The sequence below is a fragment of the Bacillus bingmayongensis genome, from assembly GCF_000299035.1.
Lineage (GTDB): Bacteria > Bacillota > Bacilli > Bacillales > Bacillaceae_G > Bacillus_A > Bacillus_A bingmayongensis.
The window spans coordinates 540,708-565,003 of record NZ_JH921518.1; the positions used below are offsets into that span (position 1 = coordinate 540,708).

Below are 24,296 nucleotides of genomic sequence, written 5' to 3' on the forward strand. Positions count from 1 at the left end.
AAAAAACCTACTTTCAGCAGTAGGCACCTATCTTTATTGTATTCATTTTTCATATATTTGTCATCTAAACGATACGTACATTCGATAGACGTCCGCTAAAAACTGTCTAAATCTTATTCCTTGTTGTCCAAATACATTTTCTGGATCAATCTTTCTCGTAGGATCAAGTGTTTTATGAGATACAATATCCGTTTTAGGATTTAAATTGAATGTATGACATAAATAAGCATGGTACCATGTAAACCGCGTGTAAGAGTCCCAAAAATTAACAGCTCCTCCATAACACATTTCAACACCAATTGCTGCTTTATTTGCATCATAACCAAACAAATCGTTATCTGATGGTACACTATACCTTACGTGATATGCTACCTCATCAATTGGGATAATTTCTAAAATGGTTGTATCATCTACAAAAGTATGCGCCGATGCTTTTGGTTGCACTTCGTTAAAGTAATCACGATTTCCTATCGCATTGCTACCAGGATTCCCCGTATCATGACTTACAATAAATCTCACCTTTGAAAGGCGGATTCCTGGTCGTGAGCTTCCGTATCCAATATAATTTCGCTCTATAGGGAACATCACCATGTTTATCAACTCCGCTCTAGAAAATTACCTTCTTCCTTATATATGTATTCAATCTCGATATCTATATAGCACATTTCTTACGCAAAGAGAAACTCAAAAATATTTGAAGTAAAGACCATAAATAATAAAATACTTACAGCCGTTCCATAAAACCCATAAAACCAAACACAGTCTTCTTTTGTATCTAAACCGAAAAATTTATTCACGGATTGTAACAAAGATGAACGTTTCACATGTTTTTTCCGTAAAACTTCTACCCGTTCCATAACATCTGTTGGCATCATAAATCTTTGGTCTGCTGTCATTTTCATTATTAATCTCTCCTTATTTTGTTTCCGTTTTGTTTATCTAAGGAAAGTATAGCACAAACGTTCGTACAGAACAAGCGTTCTTTTTATTTTTTTATAATCGAACATCCATTTTCAACATATTCCATCCCATTAACAGTAACTATTTATCCCGCTATTTGCGGACAGTAAGAAAGACCTCATCTCAAAATCCAGCGAAAACAAAGAAGTTAGGTGATGGATTAACTGCCTGTAAAAACCCGATTGATGAAACTTTATCCGATCCATTTTAAAAATAACATTATAATTCTCCATGCGATAGCTATCGATGCCCCAACAACGAACAACTCAAATATTTCCAGTGTACCTACCTTTTCTATAATCCTTATTATTTCAATAAAAAACGTGGTTTCCCTGAAGGAAACCACGTTCTCTCTAAACTTTTTGTTCTATTATACCCAACCTCTAAAGCGGCTAGCTTCTGCCATTTTACGTACACCAACCATATAAGCTGCTAAACGCATGTTCACTTTACGAACTTGTGATGTTTCATAAATGGAATCGAATGATCTTACCATTACTTTTTCTAAGCGTTGTTCTACTTCTTCTTCTGACCAATAGTAACCTTGATTATTTTGTACCCATTCGAAGTAAGATACAGTAACACCACCAGCACTTGCTAATACGTCAGGAACAAGTAAAATACCGCGTTCTGTTAAAATTCTAGTTGCTTCTAATGTAGTTGGACCGTTTGCTGCTTCTACAACAATTTTCGCTTTAATATCCGCAGCATTCTCTTCTGTAATTTGGTTCTCGATTGCAGCTGGAACTAAAATATCACAATCAAGTTCTAATAGCTCTTTGTTTGAAATTGTATTGTTAAACAATTTCGTTACTGTTCCGAAGCTGTCACGACGATCAAGTAAGTAGTCGATATCCAATCCATTTGGATCATGTAGTGCACCGTAAGCATCAGAAATCGCAATTACTTTTGCACCAGCATCGTGCATAAATTTAGCTAAGAAGCTACCAGCGTTCCCAAACCCTTGGACAACAACGCGAGCACCTTTAATGTCGATACCGCGTTTTTTCGCAGCTTCTCGAATACAGATTGTTACACCTTTTGCAGTCGCTGTTTCACGACCATGAGATCCACCTAATACAAGCGGTTTTCCTGTAATAAATCCAGGTGAATTGAATTCATCGATGCGGCTATATTCATCCATCATCCATGCCATAATTTGTGAGTTTGTAAATACATCTGGAGCAGGAATATCTTTTGTTGGACCAACAATCTGACTAATTGCTCGTACATATCCACGGCTTAATCTTTCTAATTCACGGAAAGACATTTCTCGTGGATCACAAATGATCCCACCTTTACCTCCACCATATGGTAAATCAACAATACCACATTTTAAACTCATCCAAATAGAAAGTGCTTTCACTTCGTTTTCTGTTACGTTTGGATGGAAGCGAATTCCACCTTTCGTTGGACCAACAGCATCATTGTGCTGTGCGCGATACCCTGTAAATATTTTAACAGTCCCGTCATCCATACGAACTGGAATTTTCACTGTCATCATACGAATTGGTTCTTTAAGTAATTCATATACCTCGTTTGGATAACCCAATTTTTCTAGTGCTTCACTAATAACAATTTGTGTTGAATTTAACAATTCAAAGTGTTGTTCCCTTTGTTGTGTTTGTGTTTGAGCTCCCTTTTCGGCTACCATAGTAAGTAAACCCCCTGTAATTTCACTTGTTTAGTAAACCTTCATTGCCTAGTATACACCGTTAAATTTGGAATGCAATAGAAAACGCTAACAAATATATACAAATGATTTTTTATTGCAAGCGTTTTCACTATCATTATAGTCCTTTTATCACTTTTAGAAAAGTAAAATACTTAAATATTTAAATGTTTTTTATACTACAATGTATTTTAATCTCTTTAATATCGCAAAACACCAACAAAACCTCAGCTATTTATATTAGCTGAGGTTTTGTTTTAAGATAAAATACTTGTATATTTGCTGAATTGCTTGAGAATCCATTAATTCTTTTCCATATTCCATAATACGATAAATTGTCACTGTAGAAGAATTACCGTATTCCGCTAAAATCGCAATAATATCTGCCTTTAATAATGCTGTTTCTTCTTCCATCCAAAGATAAAAACGTCCATCCCATGTATAAAGTTTCCCTCCGGTTACACCGAGATTATACAAACGATTTGCCAAAGTAATCACATCTTCAAACGTTGCAAATTCATACAATATATGTTCACTCTCATCTAGAGTTACTTGCATTTCAATAAACTCATCACGAAACTCATCTTCTGTATCGGTTTCATGATTTTCTTTTGTAACAATCACAACCATTCCTTGTGCCTGTAAAGAAAAAACTTCAACTGCAATTGGACCATCTGCTTCAAATCCAAGTTCCTTATTTGCTTCTTGCATCATATCGCGAAATAACTGTTGCACTTTCGGAGCATTTTTCCATAAATCCTCCTTCGTCAATCCTCGCTCAGATAAATCGTCAAACGTTAGGAAAATTTTAATTTTATTATAATTCAAACGTTCCAACCTCATCTTGTAACCTCCCTACGTAACCGTTGTATCTAATTTTTATTATATGAAATAGAAAATAGATGGTTCTTTTCGAACAACTATTCCGACACTTTTAACCATTCATCCCATTCTTTTTTTGTATCGCCAATGAATATATTTTGAAGTTCAGCCTTGTCATCATCTGAAACAAACTGGCTTGCAAACCCAACAAGTCCAGTGCGGATCTTTGGATTGTGACTTTGCAACTGCTTAATCAAATTCAGCGCGTCTTTCAAATATCGCTCTTTTGAACATGATATAAACACATATTTAGGTGCAAATCGCTTGATGGCTATATGAATCTCATCTTCCTCTAGGCCTGTCCCCAAATACGTTGCTTGATAGCCTTTCAAACGTAAATATATCGTAAAAACAAAAAGATGTAATGCACTCAATTCTCCTGGTACACATATAGCCAAAGCTTTTGGCAAAATAAAATTAGTATGCGTATTATGATAAATCATTCCAATGCGTGAGCATAAAAATGACTCTACATACCGCTCTTGTACAGCTGTTATCTCATCATTTCTCCGCATTGTTTCTAATTTATCAACAATCAGAACAAATATATGAGTGATTACTTTTTCCATTGTATAAATAACAAATGCCTCGTTTAATAATTCACGGGCATGTATTTCATCAAATTTTAACAAATAACGAAGGATATCGTCCACTAAAAATACTTCTTTACTGTACGTCATCTCAGCTGAATTGTGATTTTGCAATCGATTGCTCTCTAATAACTGGACTGCTTGACCAATTGTAAACCCTTCATTTACTTTATTCATTAACCATTTTAAGATTCTAACATGCTCTTCTGTATATAGGCGATACCCAGCATCATTGCGCTTTGGAGCAATAATATGATATCGTCTCTCCCAAGCCCGCAGTGTACTTGGCTGAATTCCAAGCATATTCGAAACTGCTTTTATATTATACTTTCCTTTTAAAGTTGGCATATTTTCCCCACCTTTAAACCGAATATCTCTTAATTTTTTCCTTGCAACGTAATTAAGTGCGTTTGAGCTGGAGCTCGAAAACGTAACGGTATAAATGTAGTTCCATACCCGTTACTCACAAGTAAAGTTGTATTGGGATACTCATATACGCCACCTTTTAAATAACGTTTAGAATGAAATAAACGAATTTGCCCTCCATGAGTATGCCCACTTAATACGAGGGAAATTTGTTCTTGTCCAGACATTTTGTTTACAATAGCAGGATTGTGGCTAATAAGAATACGAAAACCATTTTCTTGACAATCTGCCAGCGCCAAGTCTAAACGATCTCGTTCTAATCCAACATCATCCACCCCTAATAAGCAAAGCTTGTCGCCACACTCTGATTCAAACAGCACTCGTGTATTATCTAAAATTTTCACACCATGTTCTAGTAACAACGCATCTAATTCATGATAGTCAATTTCATAATCGTTATTTCCCCATACAAAATATATAGGACCAATTTCACTTAATGTTTGAACATTAGCAGCAATTTGTGATAACGATACACCTTTCTCAGCTAAATCACCACCAATAATAACAAAATCAGCATTTCCTTTTACATTTTCAATTAAAGAAGGTGAAATAACTCTCCTATGAATATCTGAAATGAAAAATATCCTGACTTTTCCAAAGCTTTCCGGGAAATTTACAAATGATAAAGTATGCTCTAACAATGTATTACGCAATGCTTCTTTATACATCATAAAAAGACAAATGAAGCCAATACATATGAATGTGCCACCTAATCCAATCCATAACATATACTTTTCTCAACTTCCCTCTCAACAAAATATAATCCCATCAAACTATATTGTCATAAAGGTAAATAAAACCTTATCTGATATTAAAGGCTTCATTCACCTTTTTCAATTCACTCATACAATAATCATTTTACTGCTGCTATTCCTTCTCCGCTTTTTCTTTAACAGGAATTTTCAATTCTTTTCCTACCTCTAACTGACCATCTTGTAAATTGTTATAGTTTTTTATAATTGTAGCCCCATCTTCATTCGGATAATACTGTTTTCCAATACTTTCGAATGTCTCTCCCTCTTTTACAATGTGTGTTTCAAATTTCTCTGACTGTTTCTTTTCTCCTTCACCATGTTTATTTGAATCGAAAAAAATCACTTCAAACGCATTTTTTCCAGAGACCTCATCCTTGTTTGCACTTTTTACTTCGATATACTTATCCGTATACCATAAAATACTAAGCGGTAACAAAATAAATAAAAATGTTAAAACCCGAACGAAAAAGTGATTAATCTTAAATTTAGATTTTTTCTTCTCATTATTTCTATGAATCTCACTTCGCGGCGGTAAACCTTCTTCTGTTTGCTCTTCTTCCAACTCTTCTTCCAGCTCTTCTTCAAAATCGGGAATTTGTTTTCTCATGCTGTTCACCACCACCTTCCACTTATTTTCTTAATTGAAGTCCCATTATAAAATCAACAAGAAAGTGTGCAAATATTGTTATAAACAAATTTCCTGTCCATTGAAATACATATCCAAACAGAAAACTAATCATACATACAAAGCAAAATAGAAATGGCTTCCTCACATATCGAATATGCAGAACAGCAAAAATAAGGCTTGCAATTACAAGTCCAAAATGCGTCTGTAATACACCTCGAAATAAAAACTCTTCAGCAAATCCAATAACAAACGTAATAACTAATAATTGTATTACAGAAGTTCCTCGGAACATTCGATCATTAATTCCACCATCATCAAACCACGATTCTGGCAACACTTGCATTGCAATATAATCAAATAAAATAACACTGCCCGCAACCACGCTGCCTATTACAAGAATGGAAATGGGCTCCCATTTCCACAAATCATAAAATTCATTCCTATTTGGAAATAATATATAGGCTAACACGCAACCAACACCAATAATTATTAATTGTGTTATATAGAGATTAAGCCGTATTTCTTTCGGACCTATGTCTTCAATACTACGCCTTTGAATGCTCATCATTCCTCCGTTCTCCCATACCAAAGAGCAATTGTAGCTCCGCTTCCCAATTATAGTCGAAATTTGATTGTCTTGCTCGTCTTTTTTTGTAATCTTCTTTTGAAATACCACAGTAATCACAGCAGTTTTTTATCCAGGCTTCCTTCTTATATCCAAAATGATGTAGCATCTGTTCCCGCCTACATCCTTTATACTGTAGCCACGATTTCATATTTTCTAATTGACTATATTTATTCCGAAGACGCCCATCTACTTCTAACATTAATTTTTCCATTGTCTCATCTGACAAGGATTCCATAATGAGCTTCTTCTGTTGTATGATTTTCATCTTTTCTAAATGATAACGTATAAAACGCCAATGTTGCTCACTAAACCTTGCAGCATTATAACAAATTTCTTCCACATCTTCTATTGGCAATACTTTCGTTTGAAACATCTTTTCTTGTAGTAAAGAAAATAAAAATTGAATTTGTTGTTTATTTGGCAATTCATCCTCAATGATAGAAACTGGTAGATCATGATCCAAAGGACTACAAAGTAGAATTGCAATGCTTTCCTCTCCATCTCTCCCAGCCCTACCAATCTCTTGTAAATAAGAAGCAATATTTGCTGGATAATGAAAATGAATAATATACCTTGTATTCGGCTTGTTTACACCCATACCAAATGCGCTTGTACATATAACAAGCTGCAGTTGATCATTCATAAATTGCTGCTGAATTAGCATCCGCTCTTCATGTTCCATTCCACCATGATAAAATGCAACACCTACTATACCTTTACTCCTTAAATATTCTGTCAAGCGCTCCGTCCAAGCTCTGCTAGAACAATAAATGATTCCTGGCCCTTGTAAATAAGTAACATGCGTGAGAAGTGCTTCCTTTTTTTCTTCTATCGTTTGGACAAATTGTACCTCCATTGCAATATTCGGGCGGTCAATCGAATACAAATGCTCGGCTACATTTGTAAGTTTTAAACTGTTTATAATATCTCGTAATACTTCTTCTGTTGCAGTAGCTGTTAATGCCAATACAGGAGGGTGCCCAATAGCCGCTATAACTTGATCTAATTTTTTATAGTCCGTTCGAAAATCGTAGCCCCATTGCGAAATACAATGTGCTTCGTCTACAACAAATAGCGAAATATGAATCTTTTTTAGTTCTCTTACTATTACTTCAGATTGCAACATTTCAGGCGAGACAAAAACAAATTTATAAGAAGATAATCTTTTTATCGCTTTCTTTTTTTCAATTAATGTACGAAAACTATTAAACGCGATCACACGGTCCTTCACTACATATTTGAGCTGTGCTACCTGATCTTCCATTAAGGATAGTAATGGAGAAACAATTAGTACTGTTCCATCTTGCATAAGGCCTGGAAGCTGATAACACATTGATTTTCCTCTTCCAGTTGGAAGCATTGCTACAACATCTTTTCCTTGTAATAAATCTGCAATAACCCCTTTCTGTCCTTGACGAAATTCGGTATAACCAAACCACTTATACAAATAATCCTCAAGCCTCATTTACAACCCCCATCTGTGCTAACACAAGACGAATTTCAAAATAAGAAACCGCTTCCCCTACCGCTTGCTTTAACACGCGTAACTTACGTGTTTCTAATGTTTCAATAACGCGCTGCACATGCTTGATTTTATTTTTTTCCATAAACATTTCAATAGAAAAATCTCTTTCTCGTAATGCAATTTCAACAAAATGATCTTCTATTGTTGCAACCTTTAAATTTCTAATTGTTGCAATTTCATCTAAAGAACGCCCTTGTCTCCAAAGTTGATATGTTTTCTGTGTTGATACACTAAACAAATCTGATCTTTCATTCGGATAAGAAATAATCTTTGTTAATAATGGAAAGTCGTTTTTATTATCCCGAACAGATTGAATAAAGAAATGAATAGTACCCCAAAATAAAAGATATACACGAAATACATCTTGGTTTGTAATTTCTGCAAGTTGCTTTAATGTATATCCAATCCGTTTATACCCAGTTAGCCGATATGTAAAAATTGTTGCTTCAATCGGCAAAGTATCTTGTAGCAGCATATGCATCTCTTTCCATAAACTTTTCGCAAGTTCACTCCTTGCATACGGTATCCCGATGAGAAACTGCTTAACCCACATCATTACCTCTGTATCTTGTTGAATTGGAATAAACTTGGCATTTTGCTGTTGTAAATTTGACACAGTTTGAATAATTAATGAAAGTCGTTTCCAAAAGATTTCACCAAGATCACCATAGTGCAAACCGTGTAAATACTGCGGAAAAGAACGTGTTTTTTCCCAAGTTTCCAGTTGATCCATTCCAGTATCAGTTAAAATGTACGTATTTTCATGCACACTCTGAATCCATTCTTTATGTAATACACGTTCAATTTCCTGATCATAATCAGAACGTTGTAATGATTTGTATATTCCAAATAGAAAAGAAATGTGAAATATATTTCCGTCTTGTAATGTTTGTGAAGAACGTTTCCCTTTTAAAAGGTGATAAATGGAAGAAACAGTTCGTTCACCATTTAATTGTTTTATACAATATAGTAAAGTATATTGTAACTGCATCACTGCTTCCACCTTTCAATTACATTTATATTTTCTATTGTATCAAACTGTACAGCATTTAGGCATTTTGAAAATCTTGTGAAATAAATCAAAAATAAGTTGACACTCTAATTGATAAGCATTATCATTATAATTTTATGTTGAAAAGTTTGAAAAACCGTTTTACAATAAGGTTATAATTTTTATAGCGAATATTTTTACATACATATTATCAGGAGGGAAAAAAACATGGCAAAATATACAATTGTTGACAAAGACACTTGCATCGCATGTGGAGCTTGCGGGGCTGCTGCACCAGACATTTACGACTACGATGATGAAGGTATTGCATTTGTAACATTAGATGACAACCAAGGTATCGTTGAAATTCCAGACGTGTTAATTGATGACATGATGGATGCATTTGAAGGTTGTCCAACTGACTCAATTAAAGTTGCTGACGAAGCATTTGATGGCGACGCTTTAAAATTCGAATAGTCTTTTTATTAACTTCAAAAAATCCCCCTCATTTTTATGAGGGGGATTTTTTGTTATTTCTCTCACTTACAATTTTAAAAGCCATCAGCAGTATATTTACCTCTGATGGCCAAAATTTCTATGCATTTTTCATTTTTGCAAATACCCATACTTTCAAACGTGAAAACAGCGCTACAAACACAACTGTTACAACAATCCCTTTAATTAAATTAAATGGTAGAATTGCCGCTACAATCATTTGCCTCATACTAGCGCTAGACATAGCAGGCTGATTTAAAAACCAAGTGTAAGCTGGTAAAATGATGAAATAATTTAACACACTCATAATTACCGCCATAGTAACCGTCCCTAACATTAACCCTGTTGTTAAACTTTTTACTGTGCGATACTTCCGGAATAGGAAAGCTGCTGGCCCAATAAATAGACACCCTGCAATAAAGTTTGCTATTTCTCCAACCGGAACCCCCGTTAAACTCCCTTGAATTCCGTAGTGAAGAATATTTTTTATCGCTTCTACAACTACACCTGCAATCGGACTAAAAATAATCGCTGCAATTAAAGCTGGCACATCACTAAAGTCAATTTCTAAAAACGGTGGAAGTCCTGGAAATGGGAAATCCAACATCATAAGCAAGTACGCAATGCTACTAAGCATCGCTACGCTCACCATTTGTACTACACTGTTTTTTTGTTTCATCCTTCTCTCTCCTTTTCCATCGATCATCTCATGGAAAGTGGAAAGGTTCTGCTATACCTACTTTTTTCTATCATGAAAAAAAACCTTTGTGTTTTACACAAAGGGAGAATTTTTAGGCACATCAAACAGACGTTCAAATACTTATCTTTTTTGAACGCTTGAACCTCCATCTTCTCCCATCCAGACTGTACTGTCGGCTTTGGAATCTCACCAAATCCTGCCTTAGCGGCTCGCGGGCTTAGAACGAAAAGTAACTGTTCATCACCGCCGGTCGGGATTTTCACCCTGCCCCGAAGATAGACCGATATTCTATTTTCTCCACCATTATACAACATCATCATACAGTTGTGAATAAAAATGTTTATAACTTACGAATAGTAAGTTATGTTTTTATATGAATACCACATAAAATGAAACTTTAATCAGTGGGGGGGTTCTTCATCCCCCACCTATCTTCTTTGCTTTCGCTGAATTTTGATATGGGGATCTTACTACCCCTTAATACGGGATTAAAACAGCTATTGGATTACTTGACAACACAATCCATATTTTTGACAATTCGACTTTTTCCTTCATAATTCCCTAGTCATCCATACAGAAAAGTGATAAGATATTGAATTGTTAAGATAAGAGCATTTTCTTAATACGGAGGAAATGTCATGAGAAAAGAAAAAAGACACTCTATTCAAGAAACAATGAAAAAAAACTTAAGAAAAGAATACTTTTATTTAAAAAAGGAATTACTTTTCTACTGTCCAATTGATTTAGGTGCATTTTCAAGAGAAACATACTACGCTACTTTTGATGAAGAAGGAATTAGTGTTTATCAGTATGATAAAACAACAGAAAGTAAACTAAAGCTATGTGAGCGTCATCCATGGAACAGTTGGGATAAAGTAAAAATTGATCACTATTTAACAACATCGCAATTTATTTTCCAAGGAAAGCGTAATTGGATTCTCTCTCTCTTTCATAAAGGAAAAGAAGCGCAAAAAATAATAGAAGAACATACTTCTTTACAAACAGAAGTTGTTTCTCGATCCTTTTTGAAAAAACTTCCTGGTTTTCGTTCTAATACAATTTTAAACAAATACATTGGCAGCATCTGTTATACTGCACTTATTGCATTTTTATTAAAATGGATTATTCCATTCCAACAAATACAAGTTGCCTTGTATTCTTTTTCTATCGGTTGTATGCTCCTTGGTTTACTTTGCTTGACAATTGGACTAATCGAACCAACCATTGTATTATTTCGAACGCAGGAAAAAACGAGGGCAAAGGTCTTTTATTATTATAGCTATTTAGCTATTTCTGGGTTTATATGTGTCTTTATTTTTTGGTAAAAAAGAGCTAGTTCTGCTAGCTCTTTTTTTAATTTATATATAATTTTTGATTTGGGTAAATTTGATCTTGCCGCAACGCGTTTTTCACTTTTATCTCATAAACAGTCATACCAAACTTACGAGCAATACTAACGAGCGTGTCCCCTTTTTGCACAATATATATCGATGATGAAGCCACTTGGTTTCTTTCTTCATTTAAAACAAGCAATGGATTCATTGCATTTCTTTTCCCAAACGTCCAAGCACCTTTATGAACTTCTAAGTGCAGATGCGCTCCTCTTGATTCACCTGTGTTGCCCACTTCACCAATTACCTCACCTCTTGCGATGCGCTCCCCTTGAAGTACATATCTCTTATTTAGATGAGCGTAAACAGCCTCATATTCTCCATGTTTAATAAACACTACATGTCCATAACTATTTGAAAAATAGGATTTCGTTACCGTTCCACCTCGAATCGCTGCAACCGGCGTTCCGATTGAGGCAGCTATATCAATACCATAGTGTTTTCCATTTCTTGTTCCAAAATAGTCACTAATTCTTCCATCTACAGGCCATGTCCATCGCCCGTCCTCAGCATAAGCGTATACTTGAGAACTAAAAATCAATCCAAAGACAAGTATCCCGATTTTTAAGCCTTTCATATACATCCTCCGTTTTTTAATAACCGTCACACTTTCTCTATTGTGGGATATTACGGAAAAAAGTATACAAAAAAGAAAGTGAATTATTCCACTTCCTTCTCTTCTTTATTACGAAAAACAATTGCACTTCGTTTATATTCGACGTCGTTCACATTAAGACGAGCGTTTATCACTCTAGCAATTGCAAATAAATAATCAGATAATCGATTGACATATTGTAATACAACTTCATTTATTTCTTCTTGCTTTCCTAACGATACAATATGGCGCTCAGCTCTCCTCGTTACCGTACGTGCAACATGAATCATAGCAGACGCTGAGCTCCCACCAGGCAAAATAAAACGCTCTAGCGGCGGAGCTTCTTCTATGTAGCGATCAATTCGTTCTTCTAAATATATAACCATCTCTTCCGTTACTGTATACGGTAACTTTTGCTGTACAATTGCTAAATCTCCACCGCAATCAAACAACTCATGCTGAATCTTTTCAAGCTCATCATATATGTCTTGAAAGCGTTCTTCTTGAATCATAGTCATCGCATATCCAATATGAGAATTCGCCTCATCAATTGTTCCATACGCTTCTACACGAATATGATTTTTATCAACTCGCCCACCAACAATACTCGTTTGTCCTTTATCTCCTGTTTTCGTATATAGTTTCAAATATTCTACACCTCTCTTTTTAATGTTTACTCATTACACTAACTATCACAAGTATGATATGAAATTGTAAGTAACAAGGAGTATCTGCTTTCACCCATGCATGGAGAGATAAAGTGAAACTTTAATCAGTTGGGTTTTCTCCATCCCCCACTGATTATTAGCCCTCACCAATCAGGCTTTTACGGGCCGTTGTCCCCCACCTACCTTTCTCGTTTCTCTTTGAACCTTGGGGTAAAGGTCTTACTGCCCACAAATAGCGGGATAAAACAAAAAGCTCTAATATTCTTTATTCCATTGAGAAAATATTATAAACTCAAAACAGAATAAAAATACTAGAACTTTTGTATCCTTTGTTAATGAATAACACCGTATTCACTTACAATAATATCACTTATATTGACTGATCTGGTAAATATACAGAGAATGTTGTCCCTTCTCCAACAACACTTGATATAGAGATTTTCCCATCATGACCTTGCACAATGTTTTTAGCAATCGCAAGCCCTAAACCAGTCCCACCTGTTTTCCCACGTGTTCTTGCTTTATCAGCTTTATAGAAACGATCAAATAAGAACGGAATATCTTCTTCAGGGATACCTGCACCTGAATCTTGTACTTCAAAGACTACTCCATTATTTTTCGTATCAATAACAAGCTTAACATGACCACCTGCATTTGTATGCCTAATTGCATTATCAATTAAGTTCGTTAATACTTGTTCCATACGATCCGGATCAAACGGATGTTGCTCAACCTGGTTACGGAAATCAACGGTTAGCTGCACTTCTTTATCCTGCGCAATTCCTTGGAATTTACGGCCAATTTTCTCAACAAACGGATGAATATCCACTTCAGATATATGCAATTCTACATGACCACTTTCCATCCGAGCTAAATCTAAAAGTTCATTTACAAGGCGTCCTAAACGAACAGATTCATCATAAATAATTTGTACAAACTCGTTTATTTCTTCTTTCGTTTGAACAACATCATCTAAGATCGCCTCACTATACCCTTGAAGCATAACCATCGGAGTACGCAATTCATGGGACACATTTGCAATAAAATCTTTACGCATTTTTTCAAGACGGCGTTCTTCTGTCATATCTCGAAGAACTGCGACAGCACCACGAATTTTCGTTTGATTATATAGTGGAGTCATAAGGACAACGTAGTTACCCTTTTGTAAATTAATTTCAATAACTTGCTGTTGCTCACTCTCTACTACAAGATGGAACAACTCAACAAGCTCAGGTGGTAAATTCCTACTTAACTCTAACTCTTTTTCTTCTTGCCAAACTTGTAAAAAGCGCTCCGCTGGCGGATTGATAACAACAACTTCACCCTCTTGATCCAGCGTTACAACCCCATCTGCCATACTGCTTAAAATACTAGAAAGTTGTTCTTTTTCTTGTTGCAGCGCATTAATATTAAACTTTAATTGTTTTCCCATTTGATTTAACGCCGTTGCTAGCTCTCCTATTTCATCTTGCGAAACCATAGGTGCTTTCGTATCAAATTTCCCGCGTGCTACTTCAAAGGCCACTTCACGCATTTTACGAAGTGGAGCTGTAATTCGTGTCGATAAGAAAAATGCAAAGAACGTTGTTAAAATAATTGCAATTCCCGCTGATAGAAAAATAAAATCTGTCGCTTTTTCCATACCTTGTTTCGGAACTTGCAATGATTGATACACAAACACCGCACTATGGTTTGATGATTGCAGTGGCTTACCAACAATCATAATATCATTTTCGGAATTTTTGTTCTTTTTGTCGTTAGACACTTTTTTTATTTTTTCTTTATTTTCTTTTTTATCTATAAAAACAGCTGCTAAATCTTTATCCTTTTTCAGATCTTCTATTGTAAGATCTACCAGCCCTTCTTGTTTCGGTGAAGAAGAAACCTCATGATCCCCTTTCACAATAATAATTCGTGAGAGTGGATCAGCAAACTTATAGGCGATATTCTCAATCGTCTTTTCGTCTGCACCTTCTTCAATTAATTCCGAAACGCTTGTCGCTACTTTTGTAAGCCTTGTTTCACTCATTTCAATATAGTAATTGTCAAAAAACTGTGAAAGCAAAATGGCAACAAAGCCAAGAACAAATGAAACAAGAAGCAATATTGTCATCCATAGCTTTCCTACTACACTTCTCCAAAGCATCAGTCGCTCACAACCTCAAACTTATAACCAACACCCCATACAGTTACAATCATCTTCGCTGCATCAGATGATTTTTTACTTAATTTTTCACGTAAACGCTTTACGTGCGTATCTACTGTACGTAAGTCTCCAAAGAATTCATATTGCCATACCTCTTTTAATAATTGCTCACGATCAAATACTTTATCAGGAGCCTTTGCTAAAAATAGTAACAATTCATATTCCTTTGGTGTTAAATTGACTTCATCACCATCAGCTGTAACGCGATGCGCATCATTATCAATTGTTAAATGCGGGAATACAATAACATCTTTTGTTGTTGTATCTTGTGTAAAGAATGTTGTTGTCACAGAACGTCGTAGTACCGCTTTTACACGAAGAACTACTTCACGTGGACTAAACGGCTTTACAATATAATCATCCGAACCAACTTCAAATCCTTGCACTCTGTTTACTTCTTCACCTTTAGCTGTCAGCATAATAATTGGTGTTGCTTTTTTCTCACGAATCCCTTTACACACTTCAATTCCATCTTTTCCAGGCATCATGATATCTAATAAGATTAAATCATAGTCAGTTTGCAATGCTTTTTCTAGAGCGACATCACCATTATCAGCCTCATCGATTGTATATTGTTCTCTTTCTAAATACATTTTTAATAAACGACGAATACGATCTTCATCATCCACAATTAAAATTCTTGGTTCATTTTCCATTGCTTCCCGCTGCCCGTAAAAACATGACAACGGTTCACACCTACCTTTCTACAATGTAATACTGTTTTTACTCTTATCTCATAATTGACAATTCTAAAGTATTAGGCTTACACCTTAGACATTATGCTTCACAAGAATAATAAAGTTTGTTCATTTCTTTTCCAAAAATATGTATTTTTTTTGAACAGGGCATTTAGGCCTCGACATCATTTTACAAAATCAACCTTTACTTTGCCATGTTTTTCTCAAAAAAGAAAAGAAATTGACAAAAATAAAATAGGAAAGTGTCAACCACTTTCCTATTTTATCATGCTTAGCTGAACAGTATGCTCCCTCTAAAAAAGAGATAAAACCTTACGCGTATGAGTGTAAACCAGCAATAATTAAGTTCACGGCTATAAAGTTAAACATGATAATGGCAAATCCAATTACCGCAAGCCATGCCGACTTCTCACCGTGCCATCCTTTAGATAGACGTAAATGTAAAACTGCAGCATAAAAGAGCCAGGTAATGAGTGCCCACACCTCTTTTGGATCCCACCCCCAAAAACGCGTCCATGCAATTTGCGCCCAAATCATCGCAAAAATTAACGCTCCTAACGTAAAGACTGGGAATCCAATCGCAATAGAGCGGTATCCAATTTCATCAAGTAAATCACTGTTAACGTTTTTCACTACTGGCTGAAGGGCCGCTGATACTCTTTTTCGTAAAATTAATCTTAATACAATATAAAGTCCTATTCCAATAAACAATGACCAAATCACTGTGTTTAATTTCTTTGCATTTATGATAGCAGGCATTTCTGCAATAGGTTCAAGTTTTCCAGTTGTTAGCAACTTCCCTTCATGCGGCCCAACTAGCGCGGGAAGATTATATTTCATCTCGACTTTTTGTTCGTTTTTATCTACCCATTGAAACTTCGCTTCATATTTCGTTGCCGAATAAACTGTTGTTACCGCTATGAATCCAACCGCACAAACAAGTGTAAAAACAACTGTTTCCAGCGAAAATGTCCGTTTTGTCCGTTTTGACTGATCTACATTTTTAAGCAGATACATAACACCTGTAATAAAACTAATTGCTAAAATAGCTTGTCCAGCTGCTGCCGTTGTTACATGAATATGTAGCCAATTACTTTTCAGCGATGGAATAAGCGGGGAAATCTCTCTTGGAAACATACTTGCATATGCAATTAATAATAGGGCTACTGGTAAAGCGAATAATCCGACTATACTTACACGATACATGAAATACATGACAATAAAAGCCCCAACAAGCATCATGCCGAAGAATGTACCAAACTCAAAGAAGTTACTTACTGGCGCATGGCCTGAAGCTATCCACCTTGTTACAAAGTATACAGTTTGAGCGACAAATCCTAAAATTGTTATGGTTATACCTATATTCGCCCACTTCCGTCCTTTTTCTTTAATTGCTCCTCCGAAGAACAGTGTTGCAATTAAATACAAGATGAAAGCGGCAAATAGGAAATTACTGCTTATTTGCACCATATATTCTCCCCACCTTAACTAATTTTTTGATCATTTACTTTGTCATATGGTTGTGGAATTGTTGTTCCTTCAAGTACTTTTTCAATATCTTTCCGCAAGCCAAACCAGTTTTTATTTGTATGGCCAGCAATCCACCATTCATCTTTAACACGTTGTATCCAGATACGGCGATGATTCCAATACATCCCTTGAATCACACCAACCATGAAGATAAATCCTCCAATTCCAAGAATCCACAGTGTCAAATCTTTTCTTACGACAAGCCCTGTTGCATTGCGCATTTCTACTCCTGCAAAGGTCATTTTATATTGATTGTTTCCTTCTGGTTCTATGTTTTGTTGTATACCTACAAAACTCACTTCCCCTTCTGGCGCCTCTGGTGTAAACATTTTAAAAACAAAAGCTGGGTTGTTTGGAAGTTTTGTTTTTGTATTCGGCTGGCTATTCTCATCAAAATAAAAATCAGGAAAATAACTTAATAATTTTATAGAGTATCCGTCTCCTAAATCATATGTTTCTTTTGGATTTTCTAAGTTGACTTTAATAGGTTTCCATTTTTGCTGATTGTCTTTTTTCTGTAAAGAAAAAGACATACTCTTAAATTCATTTTCTTTAAAATCTAGTTGATATAGAGCAAACTGATCAAATTTAAGCGGTTCATTTACTCTAATTTCACTTTCCTTTACCTTCTCTAACTTTGGTTTTTGTCCCGCAACATTTTCTCCTATAGTTTTGTATAATACGGCGTTCGTTTGATAGTTTTTGGCAATCATTTTATCGCCCACACGATCAATTGCATCATTAAATACTTTATCATCTTTACTTTTGTCATAAACTTCTTTTATAAACTTTTCATTCTTCAAATAATATTTTCCATCTGTTCCTGGTATTTCTTTCACTTCTCCATCACGTATCCATAGTGTTTCATCCACATACATGCTTGGAAGAAACCGTAGCATTGCTCCAAATAGAAAAATAATAAGACCAATATGATTCACATATGGACCCCAGCGAGAGAATCTACCTTTTTCTGCTAAAATATTTTCGCCCTCTACTCTTACATTGTAATTTTTTTTCTTTAAATTGGCTTGAATCTGCTCTAGATCCCCCTCTTTCGGAGAGCCTGTCCCATACAACCGTTGTCTCTTTAAAAAACTTGGGTGTCTTTTTACCCCCTGCTTTTTTAAAGCTTTATAAAGTGGTATTACACGATCTAAACTACATATCACAAGCGATACACCAATCGACGCAATTAAAATCATATACCACCATGAGCTATATAAATTATTAAAACCTAATTGGTAATATAGTTGTCCAAGAAAACCATATTCCTGTTCATAATATTCACTTGGTGTAACACCTGGAGGTATGTACATTTCTTGCGGAAATATGGTTCCAACTGCTGATGCTAATAGAGTAATGACAATGAGCCATACCCCTACCTTTACAGAAGAAAAAAAACTCCAAACCTTATCTACGATTGTTTTCGTATGAGTTAGAGAGCGCCGGGCACTCCCCTCATATCGCATATCTAATAATCTCGTACCTTCCTTATTTTCAAAAGGTTTCCCGCAAGCTTCACAAAAAATTGTGCCTATTGGATTTACATGTCCACATTCACACTTTATCTGTTCCAATATTCTCACCGCCTCTTGTTTCTATATATCATTGTATCTTCCAAGCACAAGTTACCGCAATACTCAGAATTTTCAAGAGAGGTACTAAGACGAAGCAAAGCACCTCCATCTAACAAACACTTTTACTATTACGTTATGTAAAGGCTTTCTTTATTAAGGAGTAATTTTCTTTAAATATTCCTCCATTTGCTCCTTCGTTTGTGTACCCGTAATTTTCTCGATTACATTTCCTTCTTTATCAATCAAAAATGTTGTTGGCAGTGGTCCAACGCCATATGTACCGATTATTTCTTGCCCTTTATCAATTGCAACTGGGAACTTTAATCCGTATTGATTCACAAAATTTTTCACCGCAATATTCGTTTCATCTGCATCTAACGCGATGATTTCAACACCTTTTTCTTTATATTTAGGATATAATTCATTCATGTAAGGCATCTCTTTTTCACACGGTTTGCACCACGTTCCCCAAAAGTTTAAAAATACACCTTTTCCTTTCAGATCCTTTAACTCGATTTTCTTTCCTTCTAAATCTGTAACAACAAAGTTAGGTGCTTTTTTCCCGATTTGCATTTTTTCCTTATCAACAAAAAAACCTTGATAAAGTGTAAACCCTACTGCCACGCTTAAAATAAGCAAAATAAGAATGCGAAATAGTAAGCGATTCTTCTTCATACTTGCTCCCCTCTCTTTGATGAATTTATATGTAAACAATTTCTGCAACTACTAACTTGTCCCTTACTTCAAGCATTCGTTCCTTTTCGTATATATGTCTCCCTAACTACTCGCAAAAAGGTTGGTTTAACTAACCATCCGTGCGGAGATAACACTCCCCACGGATGGAAGTTTCACTTTACCACTTATCGCGGTTTTGTAGAAGCAAGCGCACGTAGTTGTTTTACTTCATGAGGCGATAACTCTCTCGCATCACCAGGGCGTAAGCTTCCTGCTTCTAAGAACGCATAACGTTCACGTTTTAATTTCATTACTTTACAGCCAAGTGCTTCAAACATGCGACGAACTTGACGGTTACGTCCTTCATGAATCGTTAATTGTACAATTGCCATCTCTTTGCGTTTATCCCAAGAAATAATTTTCACACGTGCTGGCGCTGTCTTTCCATCTTCTAATACAACACCTTTTTCTAACATGCGAATTTTCTCCCCTGTTAATGGTCCTTTTACTTTTGCAACATACGTTTTCTCAACTTTATATTTTGGATGCATTAATATATTTGCAAAATCACCATCGTTTGTCATAAGTAATACACCAGACGTATCATAGTCTAAACGTCCAATTGGGAATAGACGCTGTGTGATTTCAGGGAAAAAGTCTGTAACAACTTTTCTTCCTTTGTCATCTGACACACTGGAAATGACGCCAGTTGGTTTATATAGCAAGAAATAAACAGGTTCTTCTTTTTCAAGAGGGATATTATTTACTTCTACTTTATCTTGAGGAGTTACCTTCGTCCCTAACTCAGTCACTACTTTACCGTTAACTTTCACTTTACCTTGCTGAATAAGTTCTTCAGCTTTTCTTCTTGATGCAATTCCAGCTTGTGCAATCACTTTTTGTAATCGTTCCATTTCCTTTATTCACCTCAAATTTATCTTACCTTCATTAGAAGGAGTTGGCAACCGCCAGAGCATATGGCAGCCAGCCTAACATATCGTAAACAACATAGCTATGTTTCTAAACTTATAAAGGCCAAATTTGGTTTCAATTCTTTATTATTGTTTACCCTCATATAGTTGTTCACAACAAAAGTTCATTATTTTGTCAAAAATACTCCACAAAAAAACCACTATTAAGCCTACCCTTAATAGCGGTCGTATACGTATTATAAGCGAATTGACTCAAAAAATGAATACCGATTACTGAAACAATAAAGAAACAAACACAATAGAACAAATAATCCCAATCAAATCAGCAAATAACCCTACCTTTAAGGCATCTCCCATTTTACGAATACCAACAGCTCCGAAGTACACTGTTAAAATATAAAACGTTGTATCTGTACTTCCTTGCATCGTGGAAGCAAGCCTACCGATAAATGAATCCGGTCCATATGTAGCAATTAAATCTGTAGTAATACTTAATCCTGCCGAACCAGAAATGGGACGTATGAGCGCAAGTGGCACAATCTCTGCTGGAACATGAATCATATCTAGTACTGGCTTCATGACAGAAATCATAGCATCTAGCGCACCCGATGCCCTAAAAATAGAAATGGATACAAGCATCCCTACCATAAATGGCAAAATAGAAATAGCAATTTGGATCCCTTCTTTCCCACCTTCTACAAATGATTCGTACGTTGGCACCTTTTTTATCGTTCCATATAATAATATAAAGCCAATGACACACGGAATTACCCATAATGAAATCATATTAACAATACTCACTTTTTCCGCCCCTTTCTACTCCGTCTCCGGTAAAAATAGCGGTCAATCCAAATAGCTCCAATCATCGATAATACTTGTGCAATAAACGTAACACCAACAATTTCAGTCGGATTCGCTGATTCATACGTCATCCGAATTGAAATTACAGTAGTCGGTATCAATGTAATTGCAGATGTATTCAAAGCCAAAAATGTCACCATAGAACGACTTGCCGAATCCTTTCCCCCATTCAGTTCCTTAAGCTGTTCCATAGCTTTAATCCCAAGTGGCGTCGCTGCATTTCCTAATCCAAAAAAGTTTGCCATCATATTCGATAAAATAAATCCCATCGAAGGATGGTCTTTTGGTACTTCTGGAAACAACCTTTTTACAACTGGCATAAAAAATGAGACTAATTTCTTTAATAAGCCTGCTTCTTCAGCAATTTTCATTAAACCGAGCCAAAAGACTAAAACACTAATCAGCCCAATACAAATTGTTACTGCATCTTTTGACCCTTCAAAGACTGCTTTATTCACTTCCTCCATCGTTCCGTTCACCATCGCATATACAATTCCAATGACCGCCATCGCCACCCATACGAGGTTAACCATTTGTTCCAACACCTAACATATGAGAAAAGATTTCTCTCACATCATTCCAATATACTCCAGTTGTAGCAACTAACTTTCGCTTGCTATAAAACAAATTACGTTCCCCTACTTTTTCTTCATTAATATAAACAATTGTCTTCCCCACTTTTTCTCCATCTACTAATTTTGCACTCCTATCAAGTTCAATCTTTAACATAACTTGCTTTTTCTCATCTTTCGTTAGCGGTATAGAGAAGTCGTTTTTTGTATAAACATGATTTGCATATTTTTTTTCCTGCAGTCCAGAGAGTGCTCCTTGCCCTAGAATCTTCGTTAACTTATATTGTTTAAATCCTTGGTCAAATAAATACATATGGTCGTCCCAATCATTAGATGCATTCAGTGTCACTACAATTAAATCTAAGCCATCTTTCGAGGCTGTTGTAACAAGTGTACGCCCAGCTTTTTTTGTAAATCCCGTCTTTCCTCCTGTTGCAAATTCATAATAAGAGGTTACAAGTTTATGCTTGTTTTTCCATGGATAATCCCATGCTGTCGATTGATATGTTTTTGTTCCGAAAATTTTCCGAAACGTTTCATTTCCCATTGCATAGCGTGTTAAAAGTGCCATATCATATGCAGACGAATAATGCGTACCGTCCCCATCTAAACCATGTGGATTTGAAAAATGTGTATCTTTCATTCCGATTTGTTTTGCCTTTTCGTTCATCAAATAAACAAATCCCTCTATGCTTCCCCCAATATTTTCAGCAATTGCTTGTGCTGCATCATTACCTGAACGAAGCATTAAACCATAAACTAAATCCTCTAGCGGTACTTTTTTTCCAGGTTTTAAATAAATTGCCGAACCCTCTACTCGAACAGCCTTATCACTAATAGGTACAGCTTCTTTCATTCTCCCTGATTCAGCAGCGAGTAAGGCGGTCATAATTTTTGTGATGCTAGCAATCTTTTGTGATTCGTGTTCTAACTTTCCATATAACACACGTCCTGAATGTTCTTCCATCATTATGGCATTATGGGCGCTTACATCATTCATTTGTGCATATGTATGAGTCGGTATAATACTTGCACACATTACAATAAGTGCAATTACAATCCAATTTCGTCTCATATTCCCCCACGTCCTTTTGGCACTTTTTGTACAAGTGTATGCTTGGCCCCTTAAAATATGAACGAAATATTCTTTTCTATACCAGCAAAAAAGACGCACAAATATGCGTCTAATACGGTGTCCACTCAAGTTGTTTCGCTCTTTCAAATCGCTTTTCCACATCGGGCCAATTCACAACATTCCACCAATTTTTAATGTACTCATCTTTTCGATTTTGGTACTGCAAGTAATATGCGTGTTCCCATACATCAAGCACAAGTAACGGTATCGTATCCCACTGTGTAAATAATTGATGAAGGGTACTTTGTAAAATTTCTAACCTTCCCGAACGAGGTACCCACACAAGAATCGCCCAGCCAGATCCTTCTACCTTCGATGCAGCTTCTGTGAAATGTTTTTGAAAACGTAAAAAACTTCCAAAATCTTTCTCGATTTCTCGAGATAATGCACCTCTTGGACTTCCGCCCCCATCCTTTTTCATGTTATTCCAAAATATCGTGTGTAAATAATGGCCTGAACCATGAAAAGCCGCTTCTCTTTCCCAATGCTTTATTAAATCAAATTTGTTTGTTTTCCTTGCTTCTTCCATCATTTTTTCTGCTTTATTCAGCCCTTCCACATAACTATGATGATGTTTATCATGATGTAGCATCATAATTTCTCGAGAAATATATGGTTCCAGCGCATTGTATGGATAGGGTAACGGAGGAAGCGTGTGGCCCCCAATTGGAACAGATCGCTCAGTATACGCTCTTTCATACAATTCATATTGTTCATTTTCTTGCATAAATACTTCTTGTAAGTGGTTCTGAATGTGTTCCACATCATCACTTATCTCATACAGTAATTCAGCATCTGTTTCATACTCATTTTCTTTCATACGGTCTAGTAGCATTTGAATTTTATAAGCAAGCATATGGACGTCATAAACTTCAGTTGCACGACTATCTAATACTTGAAGAACACTTTCACACCAACTTTCTACTTCATGAAAGTAATCTGTAAATACGCTTTGCTGGTTCATACAACGCGACACCTCCTTGATGCTATCCACTTTAACTATATTCAGCACTCGCATCGTATATACCGTACAAAAAAGCAAAAGAAGCTAGTCTTTCTCTAGCTTCTTTGAGTATTCTCTAACACTTATATAAAACATATACTGGAACTATTCATCCTTACATGCAAGGACAGTAGTATCCTCATCTTATTATATATCCTTTCTGATTTTTCAACATACAAGTCACTGCTATGAAATCAAAAG

Annotated in this window: 25 protein-coding genes and 1 riboswitch; of the genes, 2 read left to right on the forward strand and 23 right to left on the reverse strand. The window is 35.7% G+C overall.

The window, feature by feature from the left end; translation table 11 throughout:
• Positions 1-60: 60 nt before the first annotated feature.
• The 10 genes from Y7E_RS0117330 to Y7E_RS0117375 form a co-directional block, all read right to left on the reverse strand.
• On the reverse strand, positions 61-591 hold the full coding sequence (locus Y7E_RS0117330; protein WP_017152534.1) for a peptidoglycan recognition protein family protein: 531 nt from the start codon (positions 589-591) through the stop codon (positions 61-63).
• A 77-nt stretch (positions 592-668) separates the two neighbouring features.
• A complete protein-coding gene (locus tag Y7E_RS0117335) occupies positions 669-905 on the reverse strand; it encodes a DUF3961 domain-containing protein (RefSeq protein WP_026049252.1) in 237 nt (78 codons plus the stop codon).
• 425 nt (positions 906-1,330) lie between these two features.
• Positions 1,331-2,614 (reverse strand): NAD-specific glutamate dehydrogenase, encoded by a 1,284-nt coding sequence (gene gudB, locus Y7E_RS0117340; RefSeq protein ID WP_017152536.1) that lies wholly within the window; start codon positions 2,612-2,614, stop codon positions 1,331-1,333.
• A 258-nt stretch (positions 2,615-2,872) separates the two neighbouring features.
• Positions 2,873-3,475 (reverse strand): genetic competence negative regulator, encoded by a 603-nt coding sequence (locus Y7E_RS0117345; RefSeq protein WP_017152537.1) that lies wholly within the window; start codon positions 3,473-3,475, stop codon positions 2,873-2,875.
• A gap of 77 nt (positions 3,476-3,552) precedes the next feature.
• Positions 3,553-4,452: a MerR family transcriptional regulator gene (locus Y7E_RS0117350; RefSeq protein WP_017152538.1), complete on the reverse strand. Its 900-nt coding sequence runs from the start codon at positions 4,450-4,452 to the stop codon at positions 3,553-3,555.
• Positions 4,453-4,481: 29 nt separating this feature from the next.
• Positions 4,482-5,258 (reverse strand): metallophosphoesterase, encoded by a 777-nt coding sequence (locus Y7E_RS0117355; RefSeq protein ID WP_017152539.1) that lies wholly within the window; start codon positions 5,256-5,258, stop codon positions 4,482-4,484.
• 139 nt (positions 5,259-5,397) lie between these two features.
• Positions 5,398-5,892 (reverse strand): LysM peptidoglycan-binding domain-containing protein, encoded by a 495-nt coding sequence (locus tag Y7E_RS0117360; RefSeq protein ID WP_017152540.1) that lies wholly within the window; start codon positions 5,890-5,892, stop codon positions 5,398-5,400.
• Positions 5,893-5,914: 22 nt separating this feature from the next.
• Positions 5,915-6,478 carry a CPBP family intramembrane glutamic endopeptidase gene (locus Y7E_RS0117365; RefSeq protein WP_026049253.1) on the reverse strand — a complete coding sequence of 188 codons (564 nt, stop codon included), beginning with the start codon at positions 6,476-6,478 and terminating at the stop codon, positions 5,915-5,917.
• Positions 6,459-8,006 carry a RecQ family ATP-dependent DNA helicase gene (locus Y7E_RS0117370; RefSeq protein WP_017152542.1) on the reverse strand — a complete coding sequence of 516 codons (1,548 nt, stop codon included), beginning with the start codon at positions 8,004-8,006 and terminating at the stop codon, positions 6,459-6,461. The genes Y7E_RS0117365 and Y7E_RS0117370 overlap by 20 nt, the downstream gene beginning before the upstream one ends.
• On the reverse strand, positions 7,996-9,057 hold the full coding sequence (locus Y7E_RS0117375) for a YpbB family protein (protein ID WP_017152543.1): 1,062 nt from the start codon (positions 9,055-9,057) through the stop codon (positions 7,996-7,998). The genes Y7E_RS0117370 and Y7E_RS0117375 overlap by 11 nt, the downstream gene beginning before the upstream one ends.
• 228 nt (positions 9,058-9,285) lie before the next feature.
• On the opposite strand from Y7E_RS0117375, the gene Y7E_RS0117380 reads away from it, so the two are divergent.
• Positions 9,286-9,534, forward strand: a complete 249-nt coding sequence (locus Y7E_RS0117380) for a ferredoxin (RefSeq protein ID WP_017152544.1) — start codon at positions 9,286-9,288, stop codon at positions 9,532-9,534.
• 118 nt (positions 9,535-9,652) lie between these two features.
• Here the strand turns inward: Y7E_RS0117380 and Y7E_RS0117385 are convergent, their stop codons facing one another.
• A complete protein-coding gene (locus Y7E_RS0117385; protein WP_017152545.1) occupies positions 9,653-10,231 on the reverse strand; it encodes an ECF transporter S component in 579 nt (192 codons plus the stop codon).
• Between the two features lie 164 nt (positions 10,232-10,395).
• Positions 10,396-10,533: riboswitch (FMN riboswitch) on the reverse strand.
• Between the two features lie 357 nt (positions 10,534-10,890).
• On the opposite strand from Y7E_RS0117385, the gene Y7E_RS0117395 reads away from it, so the two are divergent.
• Positions 10,891-11,577: a hypothetical protein gene (locus tag Y7E_RS0117395; protein WP_017152547.1), complete on the forward strand. Its 687-nt coding sequence runs from the start codon at positions 10,891-10,893 to the stop codon at positions 11,575-11,577.
• Between the two features lie 28 nt (positions 11,578-11,605).
• Here Y7E_RS0117395 and Y7E_RS0117400 read toward each other — a convergent pair whose 3' ends face one another.
• From Y7E_RS0117400 to Y7E_RS0117455, 12 genes are all read right to left on the reverse strand, one after another.
• The gene (locus Y7E_RS0117400) at positions 11,606-12,220 is read right to left on the reverse strand and encodes a peptidoglycan DD-metalloendopeptidase family protein (RefSeq protein WP_017152548.1); all 615 of its coding nucleotides are present in this window, start codon (positions 12,218-12,220) and stop codon (positions 11,606-11,608) included.
• A gap of 83 nt (positions 12,221-12,303) precedes the next feature.
• A complete protein-coding gene (locus Y7E_RS0117405; RefSeq protein ID WP_017152549.1) occupies positions 12,304-12,885 on the reverse strand; it encodes a cob(I)yrinic acid a,c-diamide adenosyltransferase in 582 nt (193 codons plus the stop codon).
• Between the two features lie 391 nt (positions 12,886-13,276).
• A complete protein-coding gene (locus Y7E_RS0117410; protein WP_017152550.1) occupies positions 13,277-15,052 on the reverse strand; it encodes an ATP-binding protein in 1,776 nt (591 codons plus the stop codon).
• Positions 15,052-15,768, reverse strand: coding sequence for a DNA-binding response regulator ResD (gene resD, locus Y7E_RS0117415; RefSeq protein ID WP_026049254.1), 717 nt, complete (start codon positions 15,766-15,768; stop codon positions 15,052-15,054). The genes Y7E_RS0117410 and resD overlap by 1 nt, the downstream gene beginning before the upstream one ends.
• Positions 15,769-16,122: 354 nt before the next feature.
• The gene (gene ccsB / locus Y7E_RS0117420) at positions 16,123-17,280 is read right to left on the reverse strand and encodes a c-type cytochrome biogenesis protein CcsB (RefSeq protein ID WP_017152552.1); all 1,158 of its coding nucleotides are present in this window, start codon (positions 17,278-17,280) and stop codon (positions 16,123-16,125) included.
• Positions 17,281-17,294: 14 nt separating this feature from the next.
• On the reverse strand, positions 17,295-18,920 hold the full coding sequence (locus Y7E_RS0117425) for a cytochrome c biogenesis ResB family protein (RefSeq protein ID WP_026049255.1): 1,626 nt from the start codon (positions 18,918-18,920) through the stop codon (positions 17,295-17,297).
• A gap of 150 nt (positions 18,921-19,070) precedes the next feature.
• Entirely contained in the window at positions 19,071-19,592 is a 522-nt protein-coding gene (gene resA / locus Y7E_RS0117430) for a thiol-disulfide oxidoreductase ResA (protein WP_017152554.1), read from the reverse strand.
• Positions 19,593-19,777: 185 nt separating this feature from the next.
• On the reverse strand, positions 19,778-20,506 hold the full coding sequence (gene rluB / locus Y7E_RS0117435) for a 23S rRNA pseudouridine(2605) synthase RluB (protein WP_017152555.1): 729 nt from the start codon (positions 20,504-20,506) through the stop codon (positions 19,778-19,780).
• A 288-nt stretch (positions 20,507-20,794) separates the two neighbouring features.
• Positions 20,795-21,325, reverse strand: coding sequence for a spore maturation protein SpmB (gene spmB, locus Y7E_RS0117440; RefSeq protein WP_017152556.1), 531 nt, complete (start codon positions 21,323-21,325; stop codon positions 20,795-20,797).
• Positions 21,322-21,918, reverse strand: coding sequence for a spore maturation protein SpmA (gene spmA / locus Y7E_RS0117445; protein WP_000247813.1), 597 nt, complete (start codon positions 21,916-21,918; stop codon positions 21,322-21,324). The genes spmB and spmA overlap by 4 nt, the downstream gene beginning before the upstream one ends.
• A complete protein-coding gene (locus tag Y7E_RS0117450; RefSeq protein WP_017152557.1) occupies positions 21,911-23,032 on the reverse strand; it encodes a D-alanyl-D-alanine carboxypeptidase family protein in 1,122 nt (373 codons plus the stop codon). The genes spmA and Y7E_RS0117450 overlap by 8 nt, the downstream gene beginning before the upstream one ends.
• Before the next feature lie 109 nt (positions 23,033-23,141).
• Positions 23,142-24,056 (reverse strand): superoxide dismutase, encoded by a 915-nt coding sequence (locus Y7E_RS0117455; RefSeq protein WP_017152558.1) that lies wholly within the window; start codon positions 24,054-24,056, stop codon positions 23,142-23,144.
• Positions 24,057-24,296 lie beyond the last annotated feature (240 nt).